The sequence below is a fragment of the Nesterenkonia natronophila genome (assembly GCF_003595215.1).
Taxonomy (GTDB): Bacteria; Actinomycetota; Actinomycetes; order Actinomycetales; family Micrococcaceae; genus Nesterenkonia; species Nesterenkonia natronophila.
On record NZ_QYZP01000001.1, the window covers coordinates 721,694 to 741,664 of the forward strand.

The following is a 19,971-nucleotide window of genomic DNA, read 5'->3' on the forward strand; positions in this document are numbered from 1 at the left end:
CATGGTGAAAAATGTGTGCTTTCGGTCAGTACGCATGGTGTAGGCGTACTCGCGAGGTGAAGACATGACTCAGGCTCAGAGCCAGAGGGTTCAGCAAGTGGATCATCGTCGATCCGTCTGGGTGGCAGCGCTTCTGGGTGCGGCTATCATGGCAGCGGTTGACCAAATCGTCTTTCATCAGATTCTCGCTTGGCACCATTTCTATGACCGCAGCACCTCTGATATCGCTTTGCTGTCAGACGGTGTACTCCACGCCGCCGAGCTCGTCATGCTCGTAGCGGGGATCTTTCTCATGGCTGATCTCAGCCGTCGCCAGGCTCTGCACAAGGCCTCAGCGTGGGGCGGGTTCTTCCTCGGGGCGGGAGCGTTCCAGATTTTTGACGGCGTCGTTAACCATAAGATCCTGCGCCTCCACCAGATCCGGTACGACGTCGACAACCTTCTCCTATATGACCTGGTATGGAATCTCGCCGGCGCCGCGCTCCTCATGATCGGCGCGATGATCACCTGGCGAGCCGGACGACGATTGAAAAAGGCGCGTCACTCCCATGTGTGAACCTGCCTGCTCGAACCTAAGCGCATCATGACGGGGTGGTGGGTACCGGCTCTGCTCGGTGGGGCACTCATTGGCGGGTACGGCTGGGCGCTGTTCCTTCGCCCCAGTACGCTGCCGAAGTGGTCACTGTGGCGGACGCTAGCCTGGACGGCCGGGGTGCTTGCGGTTGTCATCGCTCTCAGCCCGCCGTTAGTTGAGCCCGCCCACCACGATCACCGCTATCACATGGCCCAACATCTATTTCTGGGAATGTACGCACCGCTGGGTCTGGTCCTTGGTGCCCCACTCACCTTACTGCTGGGTGCCCTGCCCCGGCGCGGTCAGCTCGGGCTGACGCGACTTCTCCGGAGTGGACCCGTACATGCTGTCTCTCATCCCATTTCAGCTGCGGTGCTCAATATCGGCGGGATGTTCGTCCTCTATCTCACTCCGCTCTACACCATCAGCATGGAACGGCAGGAGATCCATTGGTTGGTCCTGGCCCACTTTTTGCTGGCGGGTTACCTCTACACGTGGTCGATCGCCGGGCCTGATCCGGCGCCTCGCCGCCCAGGCATGGCCACGCGGGTAACGGTGCTCATTCTTGCCGCGGGTGCCCACGCGTTTCTCGCCAAGTTCCTCTATGCCAATTCAGCGCAGTTCGCCGACGGCCACGGTCATAGTCATAGTCACGATGAAGCCGCATCAATGGAGGCTGCCGCCCAGTGGATGTATTACGGCGGGGACATCGCAGAGGTCGCACTAGCTGTGATGCTTTTCTCCTGGTGGTATCGCCGTCGCAAGTCATCGCAGAAGCCTGCGTCTGCACTCGCTACGGCCTCTACAAGATAGCTGGGATCATCCGCCCGCCTCGCGCACTCAGGTGTCGAGGGCCGAGAGAGTCGCACGCAGTAGTGACGCAGCGCAGTCAGGCTCTCATTGGGAAAGTGCCTGTAGGACCAATGGCCCTACTCGGCACAGTCTTCGGCCATTCACAATGAATTGAGCCCAGAGAAGGGCCCGAGAGCTGCCAAGCGTCAGAGTCTCAGGCGAGCACACTTCTGCTATCGAGAACCTGATCACCCTCAGGAGATAACCATGACACAGTCCATGTCACGTTTCGACCCCTTCGCCGGCCTCGACAGTCTGCGTCGCGAACTGTTCGACGACGGGCTCCTGCGCGGCACCCGAGAAAAACTTCCCACCACAGATGTGTACACGAATAACGACAATGAACTAGTGGTGGAGGCCCACCTGCCTCATTTCAAGGAAGACGACATCACTATCAGCGTTGATAGGGGCTCACTCGTCATTCAAGCCGAGCGCCACGAGCGCGAAGACGACAAGAACAAGAAGTACGTGATGCGGGAGAGCAGCAGCAGCTTCTACCGAAACATTAGATTGCCGGAGGGAGCGGAGATGAGGGACGCCGAGGCTTCATTCCACGAGGGTGTTCTCGCCGTGAAGGTCCCTCTCAGAGAAACGACCGTGCCAACCAAGATTCCAATAGCAAGTAGGCACGAAAGCGAGTGACCCCGCGGCGCGCGGGGTAGGCCGGTCTTAGTCACAGGAGGAGCGTGAGACATGTTTGCGGGGACTTTCTACTTAGGACTCTTCGTCACCATATTCTCTGTCCTGCTGACCGTTTTCATATTGACGGTCACCCTCCTCATGCTGGTCCTGACATATAAGCCCAAGCGGCGGCTTGGCACTGCTGCGGAGAACCTCAAACGTCTGAGCGTCCATAGGAAAGATTGACTTCTCCAGGTGCGGGTTGGAAAGTCGACTGGATGATTCGGGCGACTGCGTGCTTTGTTCGGCGTGCTGCCGCCTCATGATGGCAGGTTCATCGGCGTTCCTCAGCGCCGACAGCGGGTTGCACGATCTCTGACTCGGGTGGGCCAGCGTCCATCTCGCGGTGAGTCTTACGTGGCCACTTGTCATAGAAGTCCAGAAGCTGCGCGCCGAGGCCGAAGAGCACCATTGCTAGCCATACTGCAATGTTCAGCCAGGGAACGTGCAGGGCAGTGATGAGGATGACTCCGCCAACCACAGCTTTCAGCGCGGGTCGTTGTGCGCCGCGGAATATCAGCCGTCCGATGAAGTAAGAGCCATAGATGAACGTCGCCAGTGTCAACAACAGCCATATCAAGATGCCGACCAGACCCAGGGGTGCCCCAATGATGGTGATGAGAAGGATCACCAGCACAACCGGAACCGCGATTGAGGCGATGAACCCCACCAGCAGTGCTTTCCACGGGGAACGCATGAGCTGATCCGTCACCCGCGTGAGCCTGCCTGGGAATAGGAGCCCTGCGAGCAGGGTGATGAGGCTTAATGCGACGAGTGCATAAAGCAGGCCAAAGAGCCAGACCAGGAACATCCCCCCGGGAGAGGACTCTCTTTCGGGTGCCGGAGTGGCGGCGATCCGCTCCACGGAGCCGTTGACGGAGCCATCAGCGACCGCTGCCTCCCGGTTGCTGTAGTAGGTGACGTCTCTCCCGACGGTGCCGCCGATGGTCAGAGCATCCACGCTGGCTACGAGATCTCGACCAATGTCTCCACCGATTTCCACCTCGCCGGCAGCGCCGACGAGGTCCTCGCCGACTGATCCTTCTCCGGTGAGGTTCAGGGCCGCAGCGAATACGGACGCGCTGCGTCCAATATCACCACTGATGAAGACGTCTTGCGCCGCGAGGCGCACATTGCCGTCGATGTCACCGGTGATGGTGATGGTCTGAGCGGCTGCGATGATGTCACCAGAGACGTCGCCGCTTACGTTAACGCTCCTTCCGGCGACATAGACATCACCTTGAATATCCTCTGATACGTCAATGACGGAGCCACTCAGAAACTGTGGGCCGTCCTCCTCGCCTGCTCCGGAGCCGGCGGTCGCAGTGGTCGACGTGATTGAGTTCGGGGAGGCCCCTGACATCCCGTCGAAACCCCCTGCATTTGCAGCTGAGCCCACGAGAAGAACTCCTGCCACTGCCGATGTGGCTGCATATAACAAGCTTCGAGACAGTCCTCGCATGGACGGTTCCTCCCTCTGTGGATCTTCGAACGGGCGTCTGCAGAGTTGCCGGACACCAAAGCGGATGCCGTATGACGATGAGCCCAGTGGCTTTCACCTGGACTCATTGTGTGGTGAGACGGGCGAGGCTGGTAGAGGCAAAGGTCCTGTCTTCCGGTGCCTCGGCGCGAACTAGCTCAAGGGCATAGTGATTCGTAGGGTGCCGTTGCGAAAATCTGCTCTGAGCAAGTGAGTTTTCGCCTCCGGAGGGAGGGTGAGACTGCGGTGGAAGCTGCTGTTGCCTCTTACGAGGTACTTCTGATTCTCGCTGTCCTCTGTGAACGTGAGTCTGCCCAAAATTTGGGTGAGTCGCGGCTTGATAGAGATCAGCTTGAAATGCGCACAAACGTCGGAACCAAACACATACGGAAATTCCCTAGACCGGGGGGTCTATGCGGAGTATCTTGAGTCCATGAATCACACATCTGCGGTGAACGGTGAACGTCCTTCAATCGTGCTAGTCGGAATGGATGGTTCAACAGGCAGTGAGCGGGCGTTCAGAGTGGGGCTGAAAATCGCCAGGCGCCGAGGCTTTGCTTTGCGCCTGGTGGGAACTTTTCTACGACCTGTGATGACGGACTCATCCTACGTCCCCCTGATGAACCAGTACCTCGACACTGTCGTGAACGAGATTCAGGAGATGCTCAGGGGTTACGCTTCCCAAGCCGAAGAAGCCGGGGTGCGCACCACCACTCGAGCTCTCGTAGGAGACCCCGGCGGGACGCTGGTGGACGAGAGCAAGTCGGCTCGGGTCGCGGTTGTGGGCAAACGGGGACGGAATCGCTTCGCAGGACGATTCTTAGGAAGTGTTTCGGCACACCTGGCCGCCCATGCGCACTGCCCCACGTTGGTGGTTCCTGAAGAATGGGAGAGTGACACTTCGTCAGAGCTGCAAGCCCCGGCACAGCAGCTTGCTCATGGCGATGATGCCGCCGATGAGCCTTTGTCGCTCATAGAAGAGTCGAAACCGCGGGCGCATAAACGTCGGGTGTTCGCCAATGTCTCGGACCAGCTGAACTTCGACTCCGAAGTCGTAGTCGGTGTGGACTTGGGCACGAAAGCAGATGAGATGTTGCGCGTGGCTGGAGAAGCTGCGCACATGGTCAATCGTCCCCTGGCACTGGTCTCCGCTTCGCCTCTGAATGCCGACGGGCATTGGGGCCCCAATCCTGTGGAGCACAATATTGAAATACCGAACCTGCGCCGCCCCTACATCGAACAACTTCAAGAGTCCGCACACTACATGTCCGAGCAGTTTCCCGACCTCACCGCCAGATGGCAATTTTTCGACGGCACCCCCGCTGGGGTGCTCTCAGAAGCCTCCAGAACAGCCGAACTCATCATCATCGGCACCCGCGGCCACGGTGGGTTCCCCGGTCTGCTGCTCGGCTCAGTGAGTCAGGCAGTGCTGAACCGAGCGGTGTGCCCTGTTCTGGTCGTTCCCACGCCAAAGCACTGACTGACTACGTCGAGTCCGGTTATCCACAGGTCCGGGACGGCATCGTCCCCCGCCCGGTAGATTGGTGCTATGGCAGGACTGATTCGGCGCGAGGACATCGACGCGGTGCGCGAACGCGCTGACCTGCGGGAAGTGGTGGAGCAGTACGTCACGCTCAAGAAGGCCGGGATCGGCTCATACAAAGGTCTGTGTCCCTTCCACGACGAGCGAACTCCTAGTTTCCACATCCGCCCACAGGTAGGCAGCTACCACTGCTTCGGTTGCGGGGAGTCGGGTGATGTCATCGCGTTCCTCCAGGCCATGGAGCACACCACCTTTCAGGAGACCGTGGAGCGTCTGGCGCAGCGGCACGGTATAGATCTGCGTTACGAGGACGGTGGGACGGGCCCGGACAAGGCTGAGGCCGGTCGGCGGCAGCGGCTGCTGGACGCGCACAAGATCGCAGACGAGTTTTTTCAGCGCTGCCTCGTCATCCCGGAGGCGCAGATCGGGCGGGACTTTCTCACTGCCCGCGGTTTCACCCGTGCCCACGCCGAACAGTACGGCGTCGGTTACGCACCCAAGGGGTGGAACAATTTGCTCGGACACCTGCGTGCCAAAGGCTTCCGGGATGACGAACTCCAGCACACCGGTATGTTCGCCGACGGTCGCCGTGGAATATATGACCGTTTCCGCGGTCGGTTGATGTGGCCTATTCGGGACATGACCGGCAACACGGTGGGCTTCGGCGGTCGGCGCCTCTACGAGGACGACCCCGGCCCGAAGTACCTCAATTCGCCCGAGACCACCGTCTACAAGAAATCTCAGGTGCTGTATGGGATTGAGCACGCCAAGCGCAACATCGCAAAGAACCGGCAACTGGTGGTCGTCGAAGGGTACACCGATGTCATGGCCTGTCATATCGCCGGTGTGGACACCGCTGTGGCGACCTGCGGCACCGCATTCGGGGAGGGCCACATCAAGATCGCCCGCAGGCTGCTCTCCGATGACGGGACGCCGGCGGAAGTGGTATTCACCTTCGACGGTGACGAGGCCGGTCAGCAGGCCGCGGTCAAAGCTTTCAACGAAGCCCACCAGTTCAATGCCCAGACTTTCATCGCGGTCGGCCCGGAAGGAATGGACCCTTGCGATGTCCGCCAGCACCGTGGAGATCAAGCGGTCCAAGCGTTGATAGCTGCGAAGACACCCTTGGTGGAGTTCGTCATCCGCCGCAGGCTTCGGGACTGGGACCTCAATGCAGTCGAAGGGCGCATCGGGGCACTCCGCGCGGCTGCCCCGGTAGTTGCAGAGATCCGGGACGACTCCCTTCGCGCCGCCTACACGCGCGAACTCGCCGGATGGCTGGGCACTGACGTGGATGAGGTCAAAGCTGCTGTGAGCAGCGCGCTCAGATCAGGCGCCCGGCGCAGTGGGCAAGGACAGCAGAACATGACGTCGCCCCAGCAGTCTTCGCAGCGCCGTGCGGCGAGAACCGGTCCGCAGGGCAGCAGAACCCAGACCCCGGAGGCGGGCCGCGGGGGCCCGGCGCCCCAGGAAGCAAGCGGCGTGGGCGGGTTCGCATTCTCGCGGCCTGATACTCGGGACCCAGCGGTGATGATGGAACGCCAAGCTCTCGAAGTCATCCTTCAACACCCCACACGGCTGACAGCCGAGCAGTGGGAGGAAATCTTCTCTGTGAGGTTCACCGCACCAGCACATGTGGCGGTGCATGACGGGATCAGGATAGCCGCCGCGGAAGCTTCAGATCCCAGAACCTGGGTGGAGTCGGTGCGGCAAGAGGTGCCCGAGCCGCTGCGGGGTTTCGTCTCCGAATTGGCGGTCACCGCACTACCTGCCCGGGACGAGGAAAACTTGGACAGATACTGCCAAGAAATTCTCAACCGGCTGGTCGAGCTGCAGATCCAGCACGAGAAGGCCAACCTGCTGGGCCAGCTGCAACGGATGGACCCCGCAGACTCGCCAAAGGACTACCGGAAGGTGAACGCGGACCTGATGGAACTCGAACGCCGTCGCCGCACTCTCCGCAGCGCCGAGTAGGGGTGTCTCCGGCGGGCAGACGCAACTCCTACTTGGCAATATCCCCTCGAGTGATGTTGAAGGCGCTGAGCAGGTCCGCGGCGTCGACAAAGAGGTTCAGGTCCGGCTCCCCGGCGCCCATGCAGACCCGGCCGGCGATGGACTCATCTGCGAAAATCGGCAAGTCTTCGCCCACAGCTGCTCCGGCACCGAAGGGCGTGATGGTGCCCGGCCGGTACCCGGTGGCCTGATAACCCTCGTCAGGTGCGGCCATAGACGCCTTCTTCACACCTGCGATCCGGCGCAGCTTAGCCCAATCCACCTGCTGGTCACCGCGGATCAGCACCACCAGGTAACTGTGCGACTGCGCAGTCTGAGTGAGCCTGACCTTGGCTACCAGCGTCTTGACGATCTCACGTGGCTCAATGCCCAGGTTCGCTGCCGCCTCCTCCAGGGAGCTGGCGGGTCCTCGATCCGCGAACTCGATCATCACCCCGCGGCTTTGCGCATCCTCCAGCACCCGCTCACGTCCCGACTGCTCAGTCATGGGCATCAGCCTAGTGCAGCTTAGATCGGGTGCCGGCTGCGGCCGGAGAGTACTGGGGCCGCTGTCCCAGCACGGTCGATTGATTGATACGGTGTTGCTCACCGCACATCTCGCGTGACGACGAGGTCCCGCCTGGTTCCAAGCGTGCACCACGTTTGACGATCGAGGAGGACACTGCACCATGACACAGCGCATTCTGACAGAGGACCATTCGCGCCGCGCCGCCGAGCACGAAATTCCGGAGGCCATGCGTCGGGACGTGGGGTTCCTGGGTGGCTTGCTCGGCACGGTCCTCAGCGAATACGGGTCCGAAGGGTTGCTGGAAGACGTCGAGACGCTGCGCTCGCTGACCATCGCCGCAGCGGAGCCCGACTCGGAGGAGGCACTCACCGAGGCAGAGACATTCGTGGAGGGACTAAGTGCGGAACGAGCCAAGGAAGTCGCTCGCGCCTTCACCTGTTACTTCCTGCTCGCCAACCTCGCAGAAGAGCAGCACCGCGTGCGCAAACTCCGCTCACGGGACGGCGAACGACCCCTCAGTGAGCAGAAGCCCTCCGATTCCGTGGCGGCAGCATTCACCCACCTGGCCGAGGAGGTTGGACATGAGGAGGCAGCGCGCCGGCTCAAAGATCTGCGCTTCCACCCGGTGCTCACTGCCCATCCCACGGAGGCCCGCCGTAATGCCATTACCGCGAGTGTGCGGCGTATCGGCAATCTGCTCGATGAGCGCGACGACCCGCGGATGGGTGCCGCCGCGCTAGCGCGCAACACCCGCGATCTGACAGAAGAGATCGACAATTTGTGGCGCACCGCCCAGTTGCGGGTCTCCAATCCTTCCCCGCTGGACGAGGTCCGGACTGCGCTGGGCGTTTTTGAATCCTCCTTCTCCTCCGTGTTCACTGAGGCCTACCGGCGTATGGACGACTGGCTCCAGGGGGAGGACTCTGGACGAGCGGCACCTAAGGCTCCGGCGTTCATCCGGCTTGGTTCGTGGATCGCAGGAGACCGCGACGGCAATCCGAACGTCACCGCGTCCATCACCCGCCAAGCCGTAGCGCAGGCAGCGGACCGGATCTTGGAGAACCTCGAAGCCCAGACCCGCAAAGTGGGGCTCTCCCTCACCCTGGACGATCGGTACACCCCGCCCCAGGAGGAGCTGCAGAGGCTATGGAATCATCAGCGGCAGCTCTCCGATGAACTGACGGAGCTGGCCGCACAGCACTCGCCCGGTGAGCCACACCGGCAGGTGATGTTGGCCATCGCTGGCCGGGTTCAAGCTACCCGGGAGCGTAATGCCGACCTTGCCTATCGTGTGCCCGAAGAATTGCTGGGTGAGCTCAGGACCGTGCAGGACTCACTCGTGGCTGCAGGGGCGCAACGAGCAGCCTACGGCGATCTTCAGGAGCTGATCTGGCAGGTGGAGACCTTCGGCTTCCATCTGGCAGAGCTGGAGGTGCGGCAGCATTCGGCAGTGCACCTCCAAACTCTGAAGTGGTTGGAGGATCCTGCCTCGGCAGAGCAGATGTCCGTCCCGGGTGATGAAGTTCTGGAGACTTTCCGTGCAGTGGCTTCCCTGCAGCAACGCTACGGGGTCAACGCTGCGAGACGTTACATCGTGTCCTTCACTCATAGCGCGCAGAACCTCGCGGACGTCTACATTCTTGCGGAGAAGGCTCTGGGCGGCCCCGAGCGGGCACCAGTGCTGGACGTAATTCCGCTGTTCGAGACCTACGATGACCTGCAGAATGCTCCCCGGATCCTCGAAGAAGCGCTGCAGAACCCCCACTTGCAGAAACGACTGGAGGAAACGGGACGTCGCATGGAGGTGATGCTGGGCTACTCCGACTCCTCCAAAGACGTCGGCCCGGTCGCAGCTACCCTGGCGCTGTACCAGGCGCAGGAGCGGATAGCCGCCTGGGCGGCGACGCATGGCATCCAGCTCACTCAGTTCCACGGCCGCGGCGGAGCGCTGGGCCGCGGTGGTGGACCGGCGAACCGAGCCATTCTCGCTCAGCCTCCTCGTTCGGTGGACCTCCGGTTCAAGGTCACCGAACAGGGTGAAGTGATCGATGCCCGGTACGGCAATCCTGAGATAGCTCTGAGACACATTGAACAGGTTGCCGCCGCTACCCTGATGGCTGGTGCGCCCTCGACCGAGAAGCGTAACGCCGCCGCTGCCGAGAAGTACGCCGAGCTGGCCACACAGCTTGACGACGCCTCCCGCGCACGCTTCCTCGATCTGGTCAGAGCCGAAGGATTCGCCCCATGGTTCGCCCAAGTCACCCCCCAAGATGAAATCGGTCTGCTGGCCATCGGCTCGCGCCCGTCTAAACGCGGACTCTCCGTGGAGTCTCTAGAAGATCTGCGCGCTATCCCGTGGAATTTTGCCTGGGCACAGGCCCGAATCAACCTGACCGGGTGGTACGGCCTCGGGACCGCGCTGGAAACAATCGACGACCTGGACCTACTGCGGAGGGCTTACAGTGAATGGCCGCTCTTCGCCGCCATGATCGACAACATCGAGATGTCGTTGGCCAAGACGGACGAACGCATCGCTCGTCGCTATCTGGACCTCGGGGACAGAACTGAACTCGCCGAGGCAGTCCTGAGGGAGCTTCACCTGACAGAGAAGTGGGTCTTGGCGATCACCGGACAGGCCCGACTGCTTGCCGACCGCCGCGTGCTGGGCCGCGCGGTGCAGCTGCGCAATCCTTATGTGGATGCGCTCAGCCTCATCCAGCTGCGCGCCCTGCGGCGACTGCGTTCGGGGGAGCTGACCGAGGAGGAGGTACACGATCCACGGAATCTCCTCCTCATCACGCTCAAGGGAGTTGCTGCTGGTCTGCAGAACACTGGGTAGGGTTGAGCCATGATGCCGCACGTGAGTAACCCGGACAGTGACTCCTTTCAATGGCTGGAAGATGTAGAGGGGGAGGACGCGCTCGCGTGGGTGGAGCAGCGCAACCGCCAAGCTGAGGCTCAGCTCCAGGATGAGCACTACGATCCCCTCAGAGATGCCCTGCGGGAAATACTCGATGCCTCTGACCGCATTCCCGGTGTCACGGCGCGTGGCGAGTGGCTCTACAACTTCTGGACCGACGCGGAGCACCCCCAGGGGCTCTGGAGGCGCACCACTCTAGAGTCTTACAAGTCCGACGCCCCCGATTGGGAGATCCTCCTGGACCTCGACGCGCTTTCCGAAGCTGAGGGCACCACCTGGGTGTGGCACGGCGCCTCAGTGCTCCGTCCCGAACAGTCCTCTGACGATGTCCCGGGCTACTCGCGAGCCCTGATCGATCTCTCGCCCGGGGGATCCGATGCCGATGTCACTCGCGAGTTCGATCTCCATACCCGCCGCTTCGTGGACCCTGAGGAGGGCGGGTTCTACCGGCCGCAGGGCAAAGGTGGACTCGGTTGGATCGATGCTGACACCGTCTACGCCTCCACCGACCGCGCTGGACCTCAGGAGGACACCCCGGTCACCAGCTCCGGATACCCCCGGGTGGCCCGCCGGTGGGCCCGCGGCACGGAGCTGGAAGATGCTGAACCGATCATCTCTGTGGCTGAAGACGACATGGTCGCCTCCGCCGGGTACGACTCCACTCCCGGGTTCGAGCGGCATGTGGCTACTCGCATGCTGGGGTTCTACGACTCTGAGACCTACCTCATCGAATACCATGACGAAGGCAGAAGGCGCGGCGGAGGTGCGGAGGACTCCGCCGGGTCTCTGGGCAGTGAGCCCGAAGCCACTCTCACTCTGATTGACGTGCCCACCGATCTCCGCATTGGCTTCCACCGCGATCTGATCTTCTTCGCTCCCCGCACAGAGGCGACTGTGCGCGGCGTCGTGCTGCCGGCGGGCAGCCTCTACGTCGCTGACGCCGCGGAATTCCTGCACAGCCACGTGCATGAAGATGGCGCAGGGCTGCTCACACCACTGTTCACACCGACAGATTCCACCTCCCTCCAGGGCATCACCGCCACCAGGAACCTCTTCGCGCTGACGGTGATGGAGGACGTCGTCGAGCATGTCCAGGCGCATTGGCGCGACGACGCTGGGACCTGGCAGTCACGGCGAGTGCTCAGTGCTATCACCGGATCACTGTCGGTGGCTGCTTATGACGCGCGGGAGAACGACGACGTCTGGATCACCGCACAGGATTTCCTCACCCCCACCACCCGGTACCTGGGCTCGCTGGCGCCGCTGCTGGAGGGGAATACAGAGACCTATGAACTCATCAAGCAGGCGCCGGAGCGCTTCAACGCTGAGGGTCTGGCGGCCGTGCAGAGCTTCGCGACCAGCGCCGACGGCACCCGTGTTCCCTATTTCCTGATCGGTCCTGCTGAGACGGTCCAGTTCGCCGCCGACGGCGCACCGCGGGAGTCCATCGCCGGCCCGGAACCGCAGCCCACCGTGCTCTACGGATACGGCGGGTTCGAGATCTCCCAGAAGCCCAGCTACCTTCCGCTGGTGGGCAAAGCCTGGCTGGAGCGCGGCGGCGTCTTTGCTGTGGCGAATATTCGCGGGGGAGGCGAGTACGGGCCCCGATGGCACCAGGCGGCGTTGAAGGAGAACCGCGGCAGAGCATTCGAGGATTTCGCCGCAGTCGCCCGCGAACTGGTATCTACCGGTGTCACTACCACGGAACAGCTGGCCTGCCGCGGTGGGTCCAATGGTGGGCTCCTAACCGGGAATATGCTCACCCAGCACCCGGACCTCTTCGGCGCTGTGGTCATTCAGGTGCCGCTGCTGGACATGAAGCGTTACTCGCACCTCCTAGCCGGCGCCTCCTGGCGGGCCGAGTACGGGGACCCGGACACGGCGGACTGGGAGCATCTCCAGGCCTTCAGCCCCTACCATCAGCTGGACAAAGAGGCGGACTATCCTCCGGTGCTCCTGACCACCAGCACCAAAGATGACCGGGTCCACCCCGGCCATGCACGGAAGATGACTGCCGCCCTGGAGTCGGTCTCCGCCGATGTCACCTACTGGGAGAATACGCAGGGAGGTCATGGAGGAGCCGCGAACCCCGAACAGCAGGCGACAATGAACGCGCTCATTTACCGGTTCCTAAGCCAACGGTTGGGATTGGACTGACCCGGCTTGCAGTCAGCCGGAGGGCACAGGGGCGAACATTAACCCTAAGGTGTAAGATTTTGAGGCACTGACGGTTCTGTTGAGAGGTGCCTGTGGCTGAGTCTCCTTATGCCGTCGAGGCCCGGGGTCTGGTGAAGTCTTTCGGCAGCAACGTGGCCGTCGACGGAGTGGACCTCACGATCCCCCGCGGGGGGATCTACGGCGTGCTGGGGCCCAACGGTGCCGGAAAGACTACCGCCATTCGTATGCTCGCCACTCTGCTGCGTCCCGACGCAGGGGAGGCCTGGGTGCTCGGGCGCGATATCTTCACCGAGCCGAAGGCGGTCCGAGAGCGCATTGCGCTGACCGGCCAGTTTGCCTCTTTGGATGAGGACCTCACCGGTATGGAGAATCTCATCCTCCTTGGCCGACTCCTGGGATTCACCAAGCAGGATGCGCGGCGCCGCGGCAAAGACCTGCTCACCGCCTTTGGTCTGGCAGAGGCAGCAGACCGTCAGGTGAAGAAGTACTCCGGAGGCATGCGACGCCGCCTGGACATCGCCGGCTCGCTCATCGTCACCCCGGAGATGATGTTTCTTGACGAACCGACCACCGGAATCGATCCGCGCAGCAGGAATCAGGTGTGGGATATCATCCGCACCCTGGTGGCAGGCGGCACTACCATCCTGCTCACCACCCAGTACCTGGAGGAAGCGGATCAGCTGGCGGACCGAATCGCGGTAATCGACCATGGTCGCGTCATCGCCGAAGGCACTCCGGGACAGCTGAAGGCCCAGGTGGGGGCCGGCGCGCTGAAGGTTCGACTGGCCGATCAAGCCCAGCGAGAACGGGCCGCTGAGGTGTTGGAACGCAGACTTGGCAGCGTCGTCATCCGGGAGAAGGACGCCGTTGCACTCACCGTGCGGCTCGGTGAGGGCGCAGGGACCACACCGGCGCTGAACGCACTGGAGGAGCTCGGTCTTGAGGTGGAGTCCTTCTCCTATGGACAGCCCAGTCTGGACGAGGTCTTCCTCGCGCTGACGGGCAAGCCGGCAGAGACGCAGAACGACGACGCCGAACCAGATGCGGAGCGTGTTGCGTGATGAGCCAGACGTCCATCAGAAGCGAGCACGGGGGTTCAGCAGAGGCCGCCAGGATCCAGCGCGTGCTCCTACCTGCTGACCAGCGACCGTCGCCCTCGGGGCCGATCAGTGGCTCAGTCACGTTCGGCTGGAGGGCACTGCTGAAGATCAAGCACATTCCCATGCAGCTCTTCGATGTCACCATCTTCCCGATCATGATGACGGTGATGTTTACGTTCATCTTCGGCGGTGCCATGGGCGCCATAGTCTCCGGCACTGGTCAAACCGGAGGTCCGGCGGTCAGCGAGTACGTCCAGTTCTTCATCCCCGGGATCTTCGTCCAGACGCTGATCATGATCACCATGTACACAGGCGTCACACTCAATAAGGACATCTCCAAGGGGATCTTCGACCGGTTCCGATCACTTCCCATTTGGAGGCCTGCTCAGTTGGTCGGGGCGCTTCTGGGGGACCAGGTGCGCTATGGCTTGGCCGGGACCATCATCCTGACAGTGGGATTCCTCGTCGGGTTTCGGCCGGTGGGAGGGCTTCTTGGAGTCCTGGCAGGTTTCGTCCTGCTGCTGGTATGTAGCTTCTGCCTCTCCTGGGTCTGGACCATGGTCTCGCTGCTCATGCCCAGTGAGGAAGCCGTGATGGGTGTCTCGATGACTATCATCTTTCCCCTGACCTTCGCCTCCAACATCTTCGTTCCAACTGAGACGATGCCCGGATGGTTGGAGGGGATCGTGGAGGCCAATCCGGTCAGCGTGCTGGTTTCTGCCATTCGGGAGCTCATGGACGGGACGTTCGACCCAGGAAGCATCGTGTCCGTGCTGATCTACAGTGCAGTGGTGGTGGCGGTTTTCGCCCCGGTCTCCATGTATCTCTACAATCGGAAGTCCTGACCGGCACCGGCTGTGGCCGGTACGCTGAGTCCCGTGCAGGTACTCAGCCATGTGACAGACGAACTCACTGACCTGATCCGGTCCGCTACCCGGGTCGCCGTGCTCAGCGGAGCCGGTATTTCCGCGGAGTCGGGCGTCCCGACTTTTCGAGAGGCTCAAACCGGGCTTTGGGAACAGTTCTCGGCAGAGGACCTCGCCACGTCTGACGCGTTCCATTTTGCTCCGGCCTTGGTGTGGACCTGGTACCGCTGGAGGCAGTCGCTGATTCTGCAGGTGGAGCCCAACCCCGGACACACGGCCTTGGCCCGGTGGCAGCAGGGTCTCAGGGCAGCTGGGGGAGACCTCAGCATCGCCACACAGAATGTTGACGACCTTCACGAACGCGCTGGCGCCCACGTGCTGGCGCATCTGCATGGCTCCATCTTTGATCACCGCTGCGCGGAGTGTGGGGAACCGGCTGAGCTGCCGGTTCCCGGATACGACGGATTCGCCGCCCCACCCGAGCCGGAAGACCCGCCGACTTGTACCGCCTGCGGCGCACTTGTGCGCCCCGGGGTGGTCTGGTTCGGGGAGATGCTCCCCATGGAGGCGTTCGACGCTGCGTCTGCTGCCGTCCGATCGGCAGATGTGGTCGTGGTTGCCGGAACATCAGGTATTGTTCAGCCGGCAGCATCACTGCCCCTGCTGGCACTTGAACGGGGCACCCCGTTGATAGAGATCAACCCCGTGGAGTCCGACATCAGTGACGCCATGGATTACTGCCTGCGCGGGCCCTCGGGGACCATGCTGCCCGCACTTGCTGATGCTGCCCTCTGACACGGCAGCCCATCGACCCGAAAAAGTGAGGACTCGTCTGTGACGTTGTGGGAAGCGGCGCTTCTAGGCGCCATCCAGGGGTTATTCATGTTCATCCCGGTGAGCTCGTCCGCACACCTGGTGATTACTGAGCACTGGCTCATGGATACCGGATCGCTGATCCCGGCACCCGACACGCCAGAGATGATCTTCTTCAACCTCGTGGTCCATCTCGGCACCATGGTGTCGGTAGCGGTAGTCATGTGGCGCCCCCTGGTTAAGCTAATATCCGGCACCGTGCGTGAGCTGGGTGCCGTGTGGAGGCGTCGTACTCTGCGGCATATGATCCACTTGAAGCTTATGCTGTTGGGTGTGATCGTCGTGGGGATCACTGGGGTGCTCGGCCTCGTCATCCGCGAATACGGCACTGATGCCTTCGCGACCCCCTGGATCGTCGCCGTGTTTCTGTTTCTCACTGCGGGCATACTGTGGTGGACCGACAGCGTCACTTACACATGGCGCGGTGCAGCCCAGATGACGATAATGGTCGCCGTGGTGATCGGTCTGGCCCAGGCGCTGGCGCTCTTCCCTGGAATCTCGCGATCCGGGATCACAATCGCCGCGGCGCTTGCGCTCGGAATGCACCGCAGAATAGCGGCTCAGTTCAGCTTCTTTGTGGCGATCCCCACCATCCTCTCCGCCACCGCAGTCCAGTCACGCAGTCTGCTTGGGCATCAGGGCGGGTTCAGCATCGGCGCCGATGCTTACTGGGCGGCATTCATCGTCGCAGCTGTGGTGGGAGCTTTCGCCCTGTGGATGGTGCTCACTCTCCTATATCGGGCTAAGTTCCGCATCTTCGCAGTGTATGTAGTGCTCTTCGCCATCTTTATCCTCATCTTCCAGCCCGACCTCTCTGAGCCGCCTCCGTTGGATGAGACACCCATCGAGGAGGAGCAGGACGCTGAAGCTTCAGCGAACCGGACCTAGCGTTAGGCTGGTAGACATCCGGGGTGGCTGGGACTCCCGGCTCACAAGCGACCTGAGGGGAAACTGAGACTCGTGATGTGGCTCTACGTCGTGGCGCTGCTCATCCTGTGCGTCATTGTGGTGCTGCTGGTGGGGAAGTGGGACGGCGCGGCAGCTCCCCGTGAGGAACCCCCGGCCGGGGGGCCCAGTGCCGTGGACAATCTGCTCGCTCAGCGCGTCGAGCGGGACCTCAGCGCAGCGGATCTTGACCGGGTGGAGTTTGACACGGCCGTCCGCGGATACCGCATGGACCAAGTGGATCAACTTCTTGACGCCCTGGCCGAACAGCTGCGGGGCTCTGCAACCGCGAATGGGGGCTCCGATGAGCGTGATCGTCGTGACATCCCCCCTGAGTGAGAGATAATGGTGAGGTACGAGCTGACCGGCACGACGATGGAAAGAGGAAATCCAGATGGCTGCTATGAAACCGCGTACAGGCGACGGTCCGATGGAGGTCTCTCAGGAAGGACGTAGCTTGATTATGCGTGTCCCGATCGATGGTGGCGGTCGCCTCGTACTCGAGATCAATAATGAAGAAGCGGAGTCGCTTAAGCAGTGCCTGATCCAAGCCGTCGGGGAGTAGTCATCGCTTCACAGCAACGAGCAAGCCGGTTCCGGTGCTGAACATGGCGGTCACTACCTCATCGTCGTCCCGTAGGGTCGCCTCGACTCGTCGCATCGCCTGCGTTGATGCCTCACGCACAGCAGGCTTGGGGACCCGGTCAGTGTCTAGCGCGTCGTTGAGGATGAGGGTCCCGCCAGCGTGCAGTAGACGCAGCCCCTGAGTCACATATTCCACCGCTGATTCGCCTGCGGCGTCAATGAACACCAGATCGTAGCCCTTCGGCGTCAGCCGGGGCAGCACCGCGGCCGCTTTGCCTGTGATCAGTCGGGTGCGTGAAGGTGTGACCCCGAGACTGCCCAGCAGTTGCCGTGTGGCGCTCACGCAGTCAGCATCAGCGTCGATACCAGTCAGCACCGCTCCAGCGGCCGCACCTCTCATCAGAGCAGCCCCCGCCAAGCCGGCACCCAGTCCGATGGCCACGATGCTGCGTGCGCCACAGGCTGCGGAGAATGCCGTCAGTGCCGCGGCCGTTCCATCGGATATGGGGTCGGTCCCCACGTCTGCGCTGACCTCACGCGCACGTTCCACCAACTCGTCTGGCGCGCGGTGTTCCTCCGCGTATGCCCAACTAGCGTGCTTGCTCTTCTCCGGCGTACTCATGTGTGAAGCATATATTGCTGCGAAGGGCCCCTAGGCGCACAATCATTTCCAGCGAAAAATAAGGTTAGTCCCAGCCAAAATGGGCACAATATGTGCGATGCCTCAGACGACTCCCCGCGCTACGAGCAGCACGCGCACCCCCTTCTACCGGCAAATAGGGTGGGTGGTCGCTGTCCTCATGTCGTCTGCATCAGTTGTGGTCTGCGTGATCGTGGCGGCTGCATGGGTCATCGGGGGCCGCTCAGAACCAGTGACCGGTTCAGTTCAAGATTTGCTGCCACCGGAACCGCGGCAGAGCCCACCTGTTTCCTCAGGTGATGCCGAAACAGTCTCCGGGTCTGCGCTGCAGCCACCTGAAGCGCAGGAGCACGACTACGTGTCCAGTGAAGCGGCCGCTGTGCAACCAGGGGATTGGGAGAACACTGCTGTCAAGGAGATTCCGCGCGAAAGGCTCAATGATCTGAAATCCTTGGGTTGGGCTGTGCCGTTCCTCGACCGCTCCGGTTTCAGTTACGACGTCGTCCGGACCAGCTCAGCCGGAAGCGAGCGGACCATCCAAGTCCACCTGACCGACGGCACGGACTTCATCAGTGTGGCCGAGACCCGGGCTGAATCCGAGGAGACCAACCTCAGCCCCCTGCGTGAGAAGCTTGATGGTCCGGTGGATTTGAGCAAGGTCAGGGCTGATTCCCTTGAGCTCAGCACCGGTCATGAGTCCACGGTGTATACCTCTGAAGAGTCAGCGGTCTGGACTGCTGCGGTGGAGACCCCTCACGTGCAATACCTGGTGTCCGCGAGCCTGCATCCTGCGTCAGCTGAAGACGTCGCCTCCTGGGTGATGGTCACCGACCGTTCGCGCGTTCATATCTCTGACTCTGTTCCCGGGCCCGCGGACAGGCTGGAGCGTGGTTTCGATGAGATGCTCACCTGGTTCAGCCCGGAGTAGCACACGGTAAAGTTGAGCTGTGCCCGGCTTCAATATCTACGAGATTTTCATTCTCATCGTGCTGGCCCTGGTGCTCCTGGGCCCCGAAAGGCTGCCGCTGTACGCACAGTCCCTTGCCAGGTGGGTGAGGAAAGCCCGGCACTGGGCCGATGATGCGAAGGTTCGGTTCAAAGAGGAGACAGGCGCCGATTTCGACGACGTCGACTGGCAGAAGTACGATCCCCGGCAGTACGACCCCCGCCGGATCATCCGTGAGGCTTTGGCCGATGAGCTCGACGATATTTCGCTCAACGGCCCGGCTCACGCTCCCCAGCGGACCCAGCGTTCAGTGAGCGGGGCCGCCGCGAAGCCGATCGACCCGCTGGAGTTGTTCGGCGGCGGTTCCGGCGCTCGGGGCGCTCTGGCCGCCGGCGTCGCCGGGGCTGCCGCAGCGGGTTCGGGCACAGCCGAGGGACAGGAGGGTGACTCCCCACCTGCAGAGCCCGCTCCTTTTGACACCGATGCGACCTGAGGGGCATCACTAGCCCGCCAAAGCCTGAATCCCCATCGCCAGGGCCAGGACTCCGCCCAGTAGGGCCACCACGGTCACTGCGCGGCGCAGCGCGAACTCGTTCATATGCCGCTGGACCCACTCTCCGGCGTACATGCCACCTATGATCGCGCCCACCGACCCGAGCCACGCCCACCAAGGCAGGTCGGGCAGCTGGCCGGCGTCGATCGCCCACTTGCTGCCAAATGAGACCAGGGACACCACCAACCACAGCGGCTGCACGGTGGCGATCATGACCGGGATTGACCAGCGGGAGAGCACTGTGTAGATGGCCGTGGCCGGAGCACCCACTGCCGCGAGGACGGTGCCTGCACCTACGGCGGCACCGGTGACCGTCCGGGTCAGCGGTCCATCTACGGTAAGTCGGATGCGGTGAATGACCAGAGAGACCATGATTCCGAAGATGACCAGGGAACCCACCGTCACATAGAGCGCACCTTCCGGCGCGTGCACGGACACCCACGCCGCCGGGGGCATGATGGCGAGGGCGGGAATCAGGATCCATGCCAACCGTGGCCAGTCAATGAGTCGCCAGGTACGCCACATGATGAAGATCGGGGCGAAGATGGAAAGGAAGTTTGCCAGCATCACTCCCTCGTGGGCCCCGATGAGCAGCACCACGAAGGGCGAGAGGATCAGCCCGAAGCCCGAACCGGTGACGCGCTGGATCCCCGATGTGGCGAACACCAGAGCCAGAATGGCCAGCGAGATCCACGTCAGCTCCGCCAATCAGCA

Annotated in this window: 21 protein-coding genes; 16 read left to right on the forward strand and 5 right to left on the reverse strand. The window is 62.2% G+C overall.

Features of this window, described 5'->3' with window-relative positions; genetic code table 11:
- Nucleotides 1–64: 64 nt before the first annotated feature.
- The 4 genes from D3250_RS03365 to D3250_RS11765 all read left to right on the forward strand — a co-directional run bounded on the left by D3250_RS03365 (nucleotide 65) and on the right by D3250_RS11765 (nucleotide 2,293).
- The gene (locus D3250_RS03365) at nucleotides 65–556 is read left to right on the forward strand and encodes a DUF2243 domain-containing protein (protein WP_119901911.1); all 492 of its coding nucleotides are present in this window, start codon (nucleotides 65–67) and stop codon (nucleotides 554–556) included.
- A gap of 27 nt (nucleotides 557–583) precedes the next feature.
- The gene (locus tag D3250_RS03370; protein WP_119901912.1) at nucleotides 584–1,387 is read left to right on the forward strand and encodes a cytochrome c oxidase assembly protein; all 804 of its coding nucleotides are present in this window, start codon (nucleotides 584–586) and stop codon (nucleotides 1,385–1,387) included.
- A gap of 246 nt (nucleotides 1,388–1,633) precedes the next feature.
- The gene (locus D3250_RS03375; RefSeq protein WP_119901913.1) at nucleotides 1,634–2,068 is read left to right on the forward strand and encodes an Hsp20/alpha crystallin family protein; all 435 of its coding nucleotides are present in this window, start codon (nucleotides 1,634–1,636) and stop codon (nucleotides 2,066–2,068) included.
- Nucleotides 2,069–2,119: 51 nt separating this feature from the next.
- A complete protein-coding gene (locus D3250_RS11765; protein ID WP_158583056.1) occupies nucleotides 2,120–2,293 on the forward strand; it encodes a hypothetical protein in 174 nt (57 codons plus the stop codon).
- Between the two features lie 88 nt (nucleotides 2,294–2,381).
- Here the strand turns inward: D3250_RS11765 and D3250_RS03380 are convergent, their stop codons facing one another.
- On the reverse strand, nucleotides 2,382–3,506 hold the full coding sequence (locus tag D3250_RS03380) for a DUF8173 domain-containing protein (protein ID WP_119901914.1): 1,125 nt from the start codon (nucleotides 3,504–3,506) through the stop codon (nucleotides 2,382–2,384).
- 234 nt (nucleotides 3,507–3,740) lie between these two features.
- On the reverse strand, nucleotides 3,741–3,971 hold the full coding sequence (locus D3250_RS12175; protein ID WP_119901915.1) for an Hsp20 family protein: 231 nt from the start codon (nucleotides 3,969–3,971) through the stop codon (nucleotides 3,741–3,743).
- Between the two features lie 103 nt (nucleotides 3,972–4,074).
- On the opposite strand from D3250_RS12175, the gene D3250_RS03390 reads away from it, so the two are divergent.
- The gene (locus tag D3250_RS03390; protein WP_225973152.1) at nucleotides 4,075–5,067 is read left to right on the forward strand and encodes a universal stress protein; all 993 of its coding nucleotides are present in this window, start codon (nucleotides 4,075–4,077) and stop codon (nucleotides 5,065–5,067) included.
- A 69-nt stretch (nucleotides 5,068–5,136) separates the two neighbouring features.
- Nucleotides 5,137–7,104, forward strand: a complete 1,968-nt coding sequence (gene dnaG / locus D3250_RS03395) for a DNA primase (RefSeq protein WP_119901917.1) — start codon at nucleotides 5,137–5,139, stop codon at nucleotides 7,102–7,104.
- A gap of 28 nt (nucleotides 7,105–7,132) precedes the next feature.
- Here dnaG and D3250_RS03400 read toward each other — a convergent pair whose 3' ends face one another.
- Nucleotides 7,133–7,630 (reverse strand): aminoacyl-tRNA deacylase, encoded by a 498-nt coding sequence (locus D3250_RS03400; protein WP_119902276.1) that lies wholly within the window; start codon nucleotides 7,628–7,630, stop codon nucleotides 7,133–7,135.
- A gap of 181 nt (nucleotides 7,631–7,811) precedes the next feature.
- Here D3250_RS03400 and D3250_RS03405 point away from each other — a divergent pair, with 181 nt between their 5' ends.
- The 8 genes from D3250_RS03405 (at nucleotide 7,812) to D3250_RS03440 (ending at nucleotide 17,098) form a co-directional block, all read left to right on the forward strand.
- Nucleotides 7,812–10,490, forward strand: coding sequence for a phosphoenolpyruvate carboxylase (locus tag D3250_RS03405; protein ID WP_119901918.1), 2,679 nt, complete (start codon nucleotides 7,812–7,814; stop codon nucleotides 10,488–10,490).
- 9 nt (nucleotides 10,491–10,499) lie between these two features.
- Nucleotides 10,500–12,728 carry a prolyl oligopeptidase family serine peptidase gene (locus tag D3250_RS03410; RefSeq protein WP_119901919.1) on the forward strand — a complete coding sequence of 743 codons (2,229 nt, stop codon included), beginning with the start codon at nucleotides 10,500–10,502 and terminating at the stop codon, nucleotides 12,726–12,728.
- Between the two features lie 92 nt (nucleotides 12,729–12,820).
- Nucleotides 12,821–13,810, forward strand: coding sequence for an ATP-binding cassette domain-containing protein (locus D3250_RS03415; protein WP_225973105.1), 990 nt, complete (start codon nucleotides 12,821–12,823; stop codon nucleotides 13,808–13,810).
- Nucleotides 13,810–14,694, forward strand: coding sequence for an ABC transporter permease (locus D3250_RS03420; RefSeq protein ID WP_119901921.1), 885 nt, complete (start codon nucleotides 13,810–13,812; stop codon nucleotides 14,692–14,694). Before D3250_RS03415 ends, D3250_RS03420 begins: the two co-directional genes overlap by 1 nt.
- Before the next feature lie 33 nt (nucleotides 14,695–14,727).
- Entirely contained in the window at nucleotides 14,728–15,510 is a 783-nt protein-coding gene (locus tag D3250_RS03425; RefSeq protein ID WP_119901922.1) for an SIR2 family NAD-dependent protein deacylase, read from the forward strand.
- A gap of 39 nt (nucleotides 15,511–15,549) precedes the next feature.
- Nucleotides 15,550–16,476, forward strand: a complete 927-nt coding sequence (locus D3250_RS03430) for an undecaprenyl-diphosphate phosphatase (protein WP_119901923.1) — start codon at nucleotides 15,550–15,552, stop codon at nucleotides 16,474–16,476.
- Nucleotides 16,477–16,551: 75 nt separating this feature from the next.
- A complete protein-coding gene (locus D3250_RS03435; RefSeq protein ID WP_119901924.1) occupies nucleotides 16,552–16,872 on the forward strand; it encodes a DivIVA domain-containing protein in 321 nt (106 codons plus the stop codon).
- A gap of 55 nt (nucleotides 16,873–16,927) precedes the next feature.
- Complete coding sequence (locus D3250_RS03440) at nucleotides 16,928–17,098, forward strand: DUF3117 domain-containing protein (protein WP_119901925.1); 171 nt, start codon at nucleotides 16,928–16,930, stop codon at nucleotides 17,096–17,098.
- Here the strand turns inward: D3250_RS03440 and D3250_RS03445 are convergent, their stop codons facing one another.
- Nucleotides 17,099–17,740 (reverse strand): O-methyltransferase, encoded by a 642-nt coding sequence (locus tag D3250_RS03445; protein WP_119901926.1) that lies wholly within the window; start codon nucleotides 17,738–17,740, stop codon nucleotides 17,099–17,101.
- A 97-nt stretch (nucleotides 17,741–17,837) separates the two neighbouring features.
- On the opposite strand from D3250_RS03445, the gene D3250_RS03450 reads away from it, so the two are divergent.
- On the forward strand, nucleotides 17,838–18,686 hold the full coding sequence (locus D3250_RS03450) for a hypothetical protein (RefSeq protein WP_147383470.1): 849 nt from the start codon (nucleotides 17,838–17,840) through the stop codon (nucleotides 18,684–18,686).
- Nucleotides 18,687–18,705: 19 nt separating this feature from the next.
- Nucleotides 18,706–19,197 (forward strand): twin-arginine translocase TatA/TatE family subunit, encoded by a 492-nt coding sequence (locus D3250_RS03455; RefSeq protein WP_119901928.1) that lies wholly within the window; start codon nucleotides 18,706–18,708, stop codon nucleotides 19,195–19,197.
- Nucleotides 19,198–19,206: 9 nt separating this feature from the next.
- Here the strand turns inward: D3250_RS03455 and D3250_RS03460 are convergent, their stop codons facing one another.
- Nucleotides 19,207–19,965 (reverse strand): sulfite exporter TauE/SafE family protein, encoded by a 759-nt coding sequence (locus tag D3250_RS03460; RefSeq protein WP_225973106.1) that lies wholly within the window; start codon nucleotides 19,963–19,965, stop codon nucleotides 19,207–19,209.
- Nucleotides 19,966–19,971 lie beyond the last annotated feature (6 nt).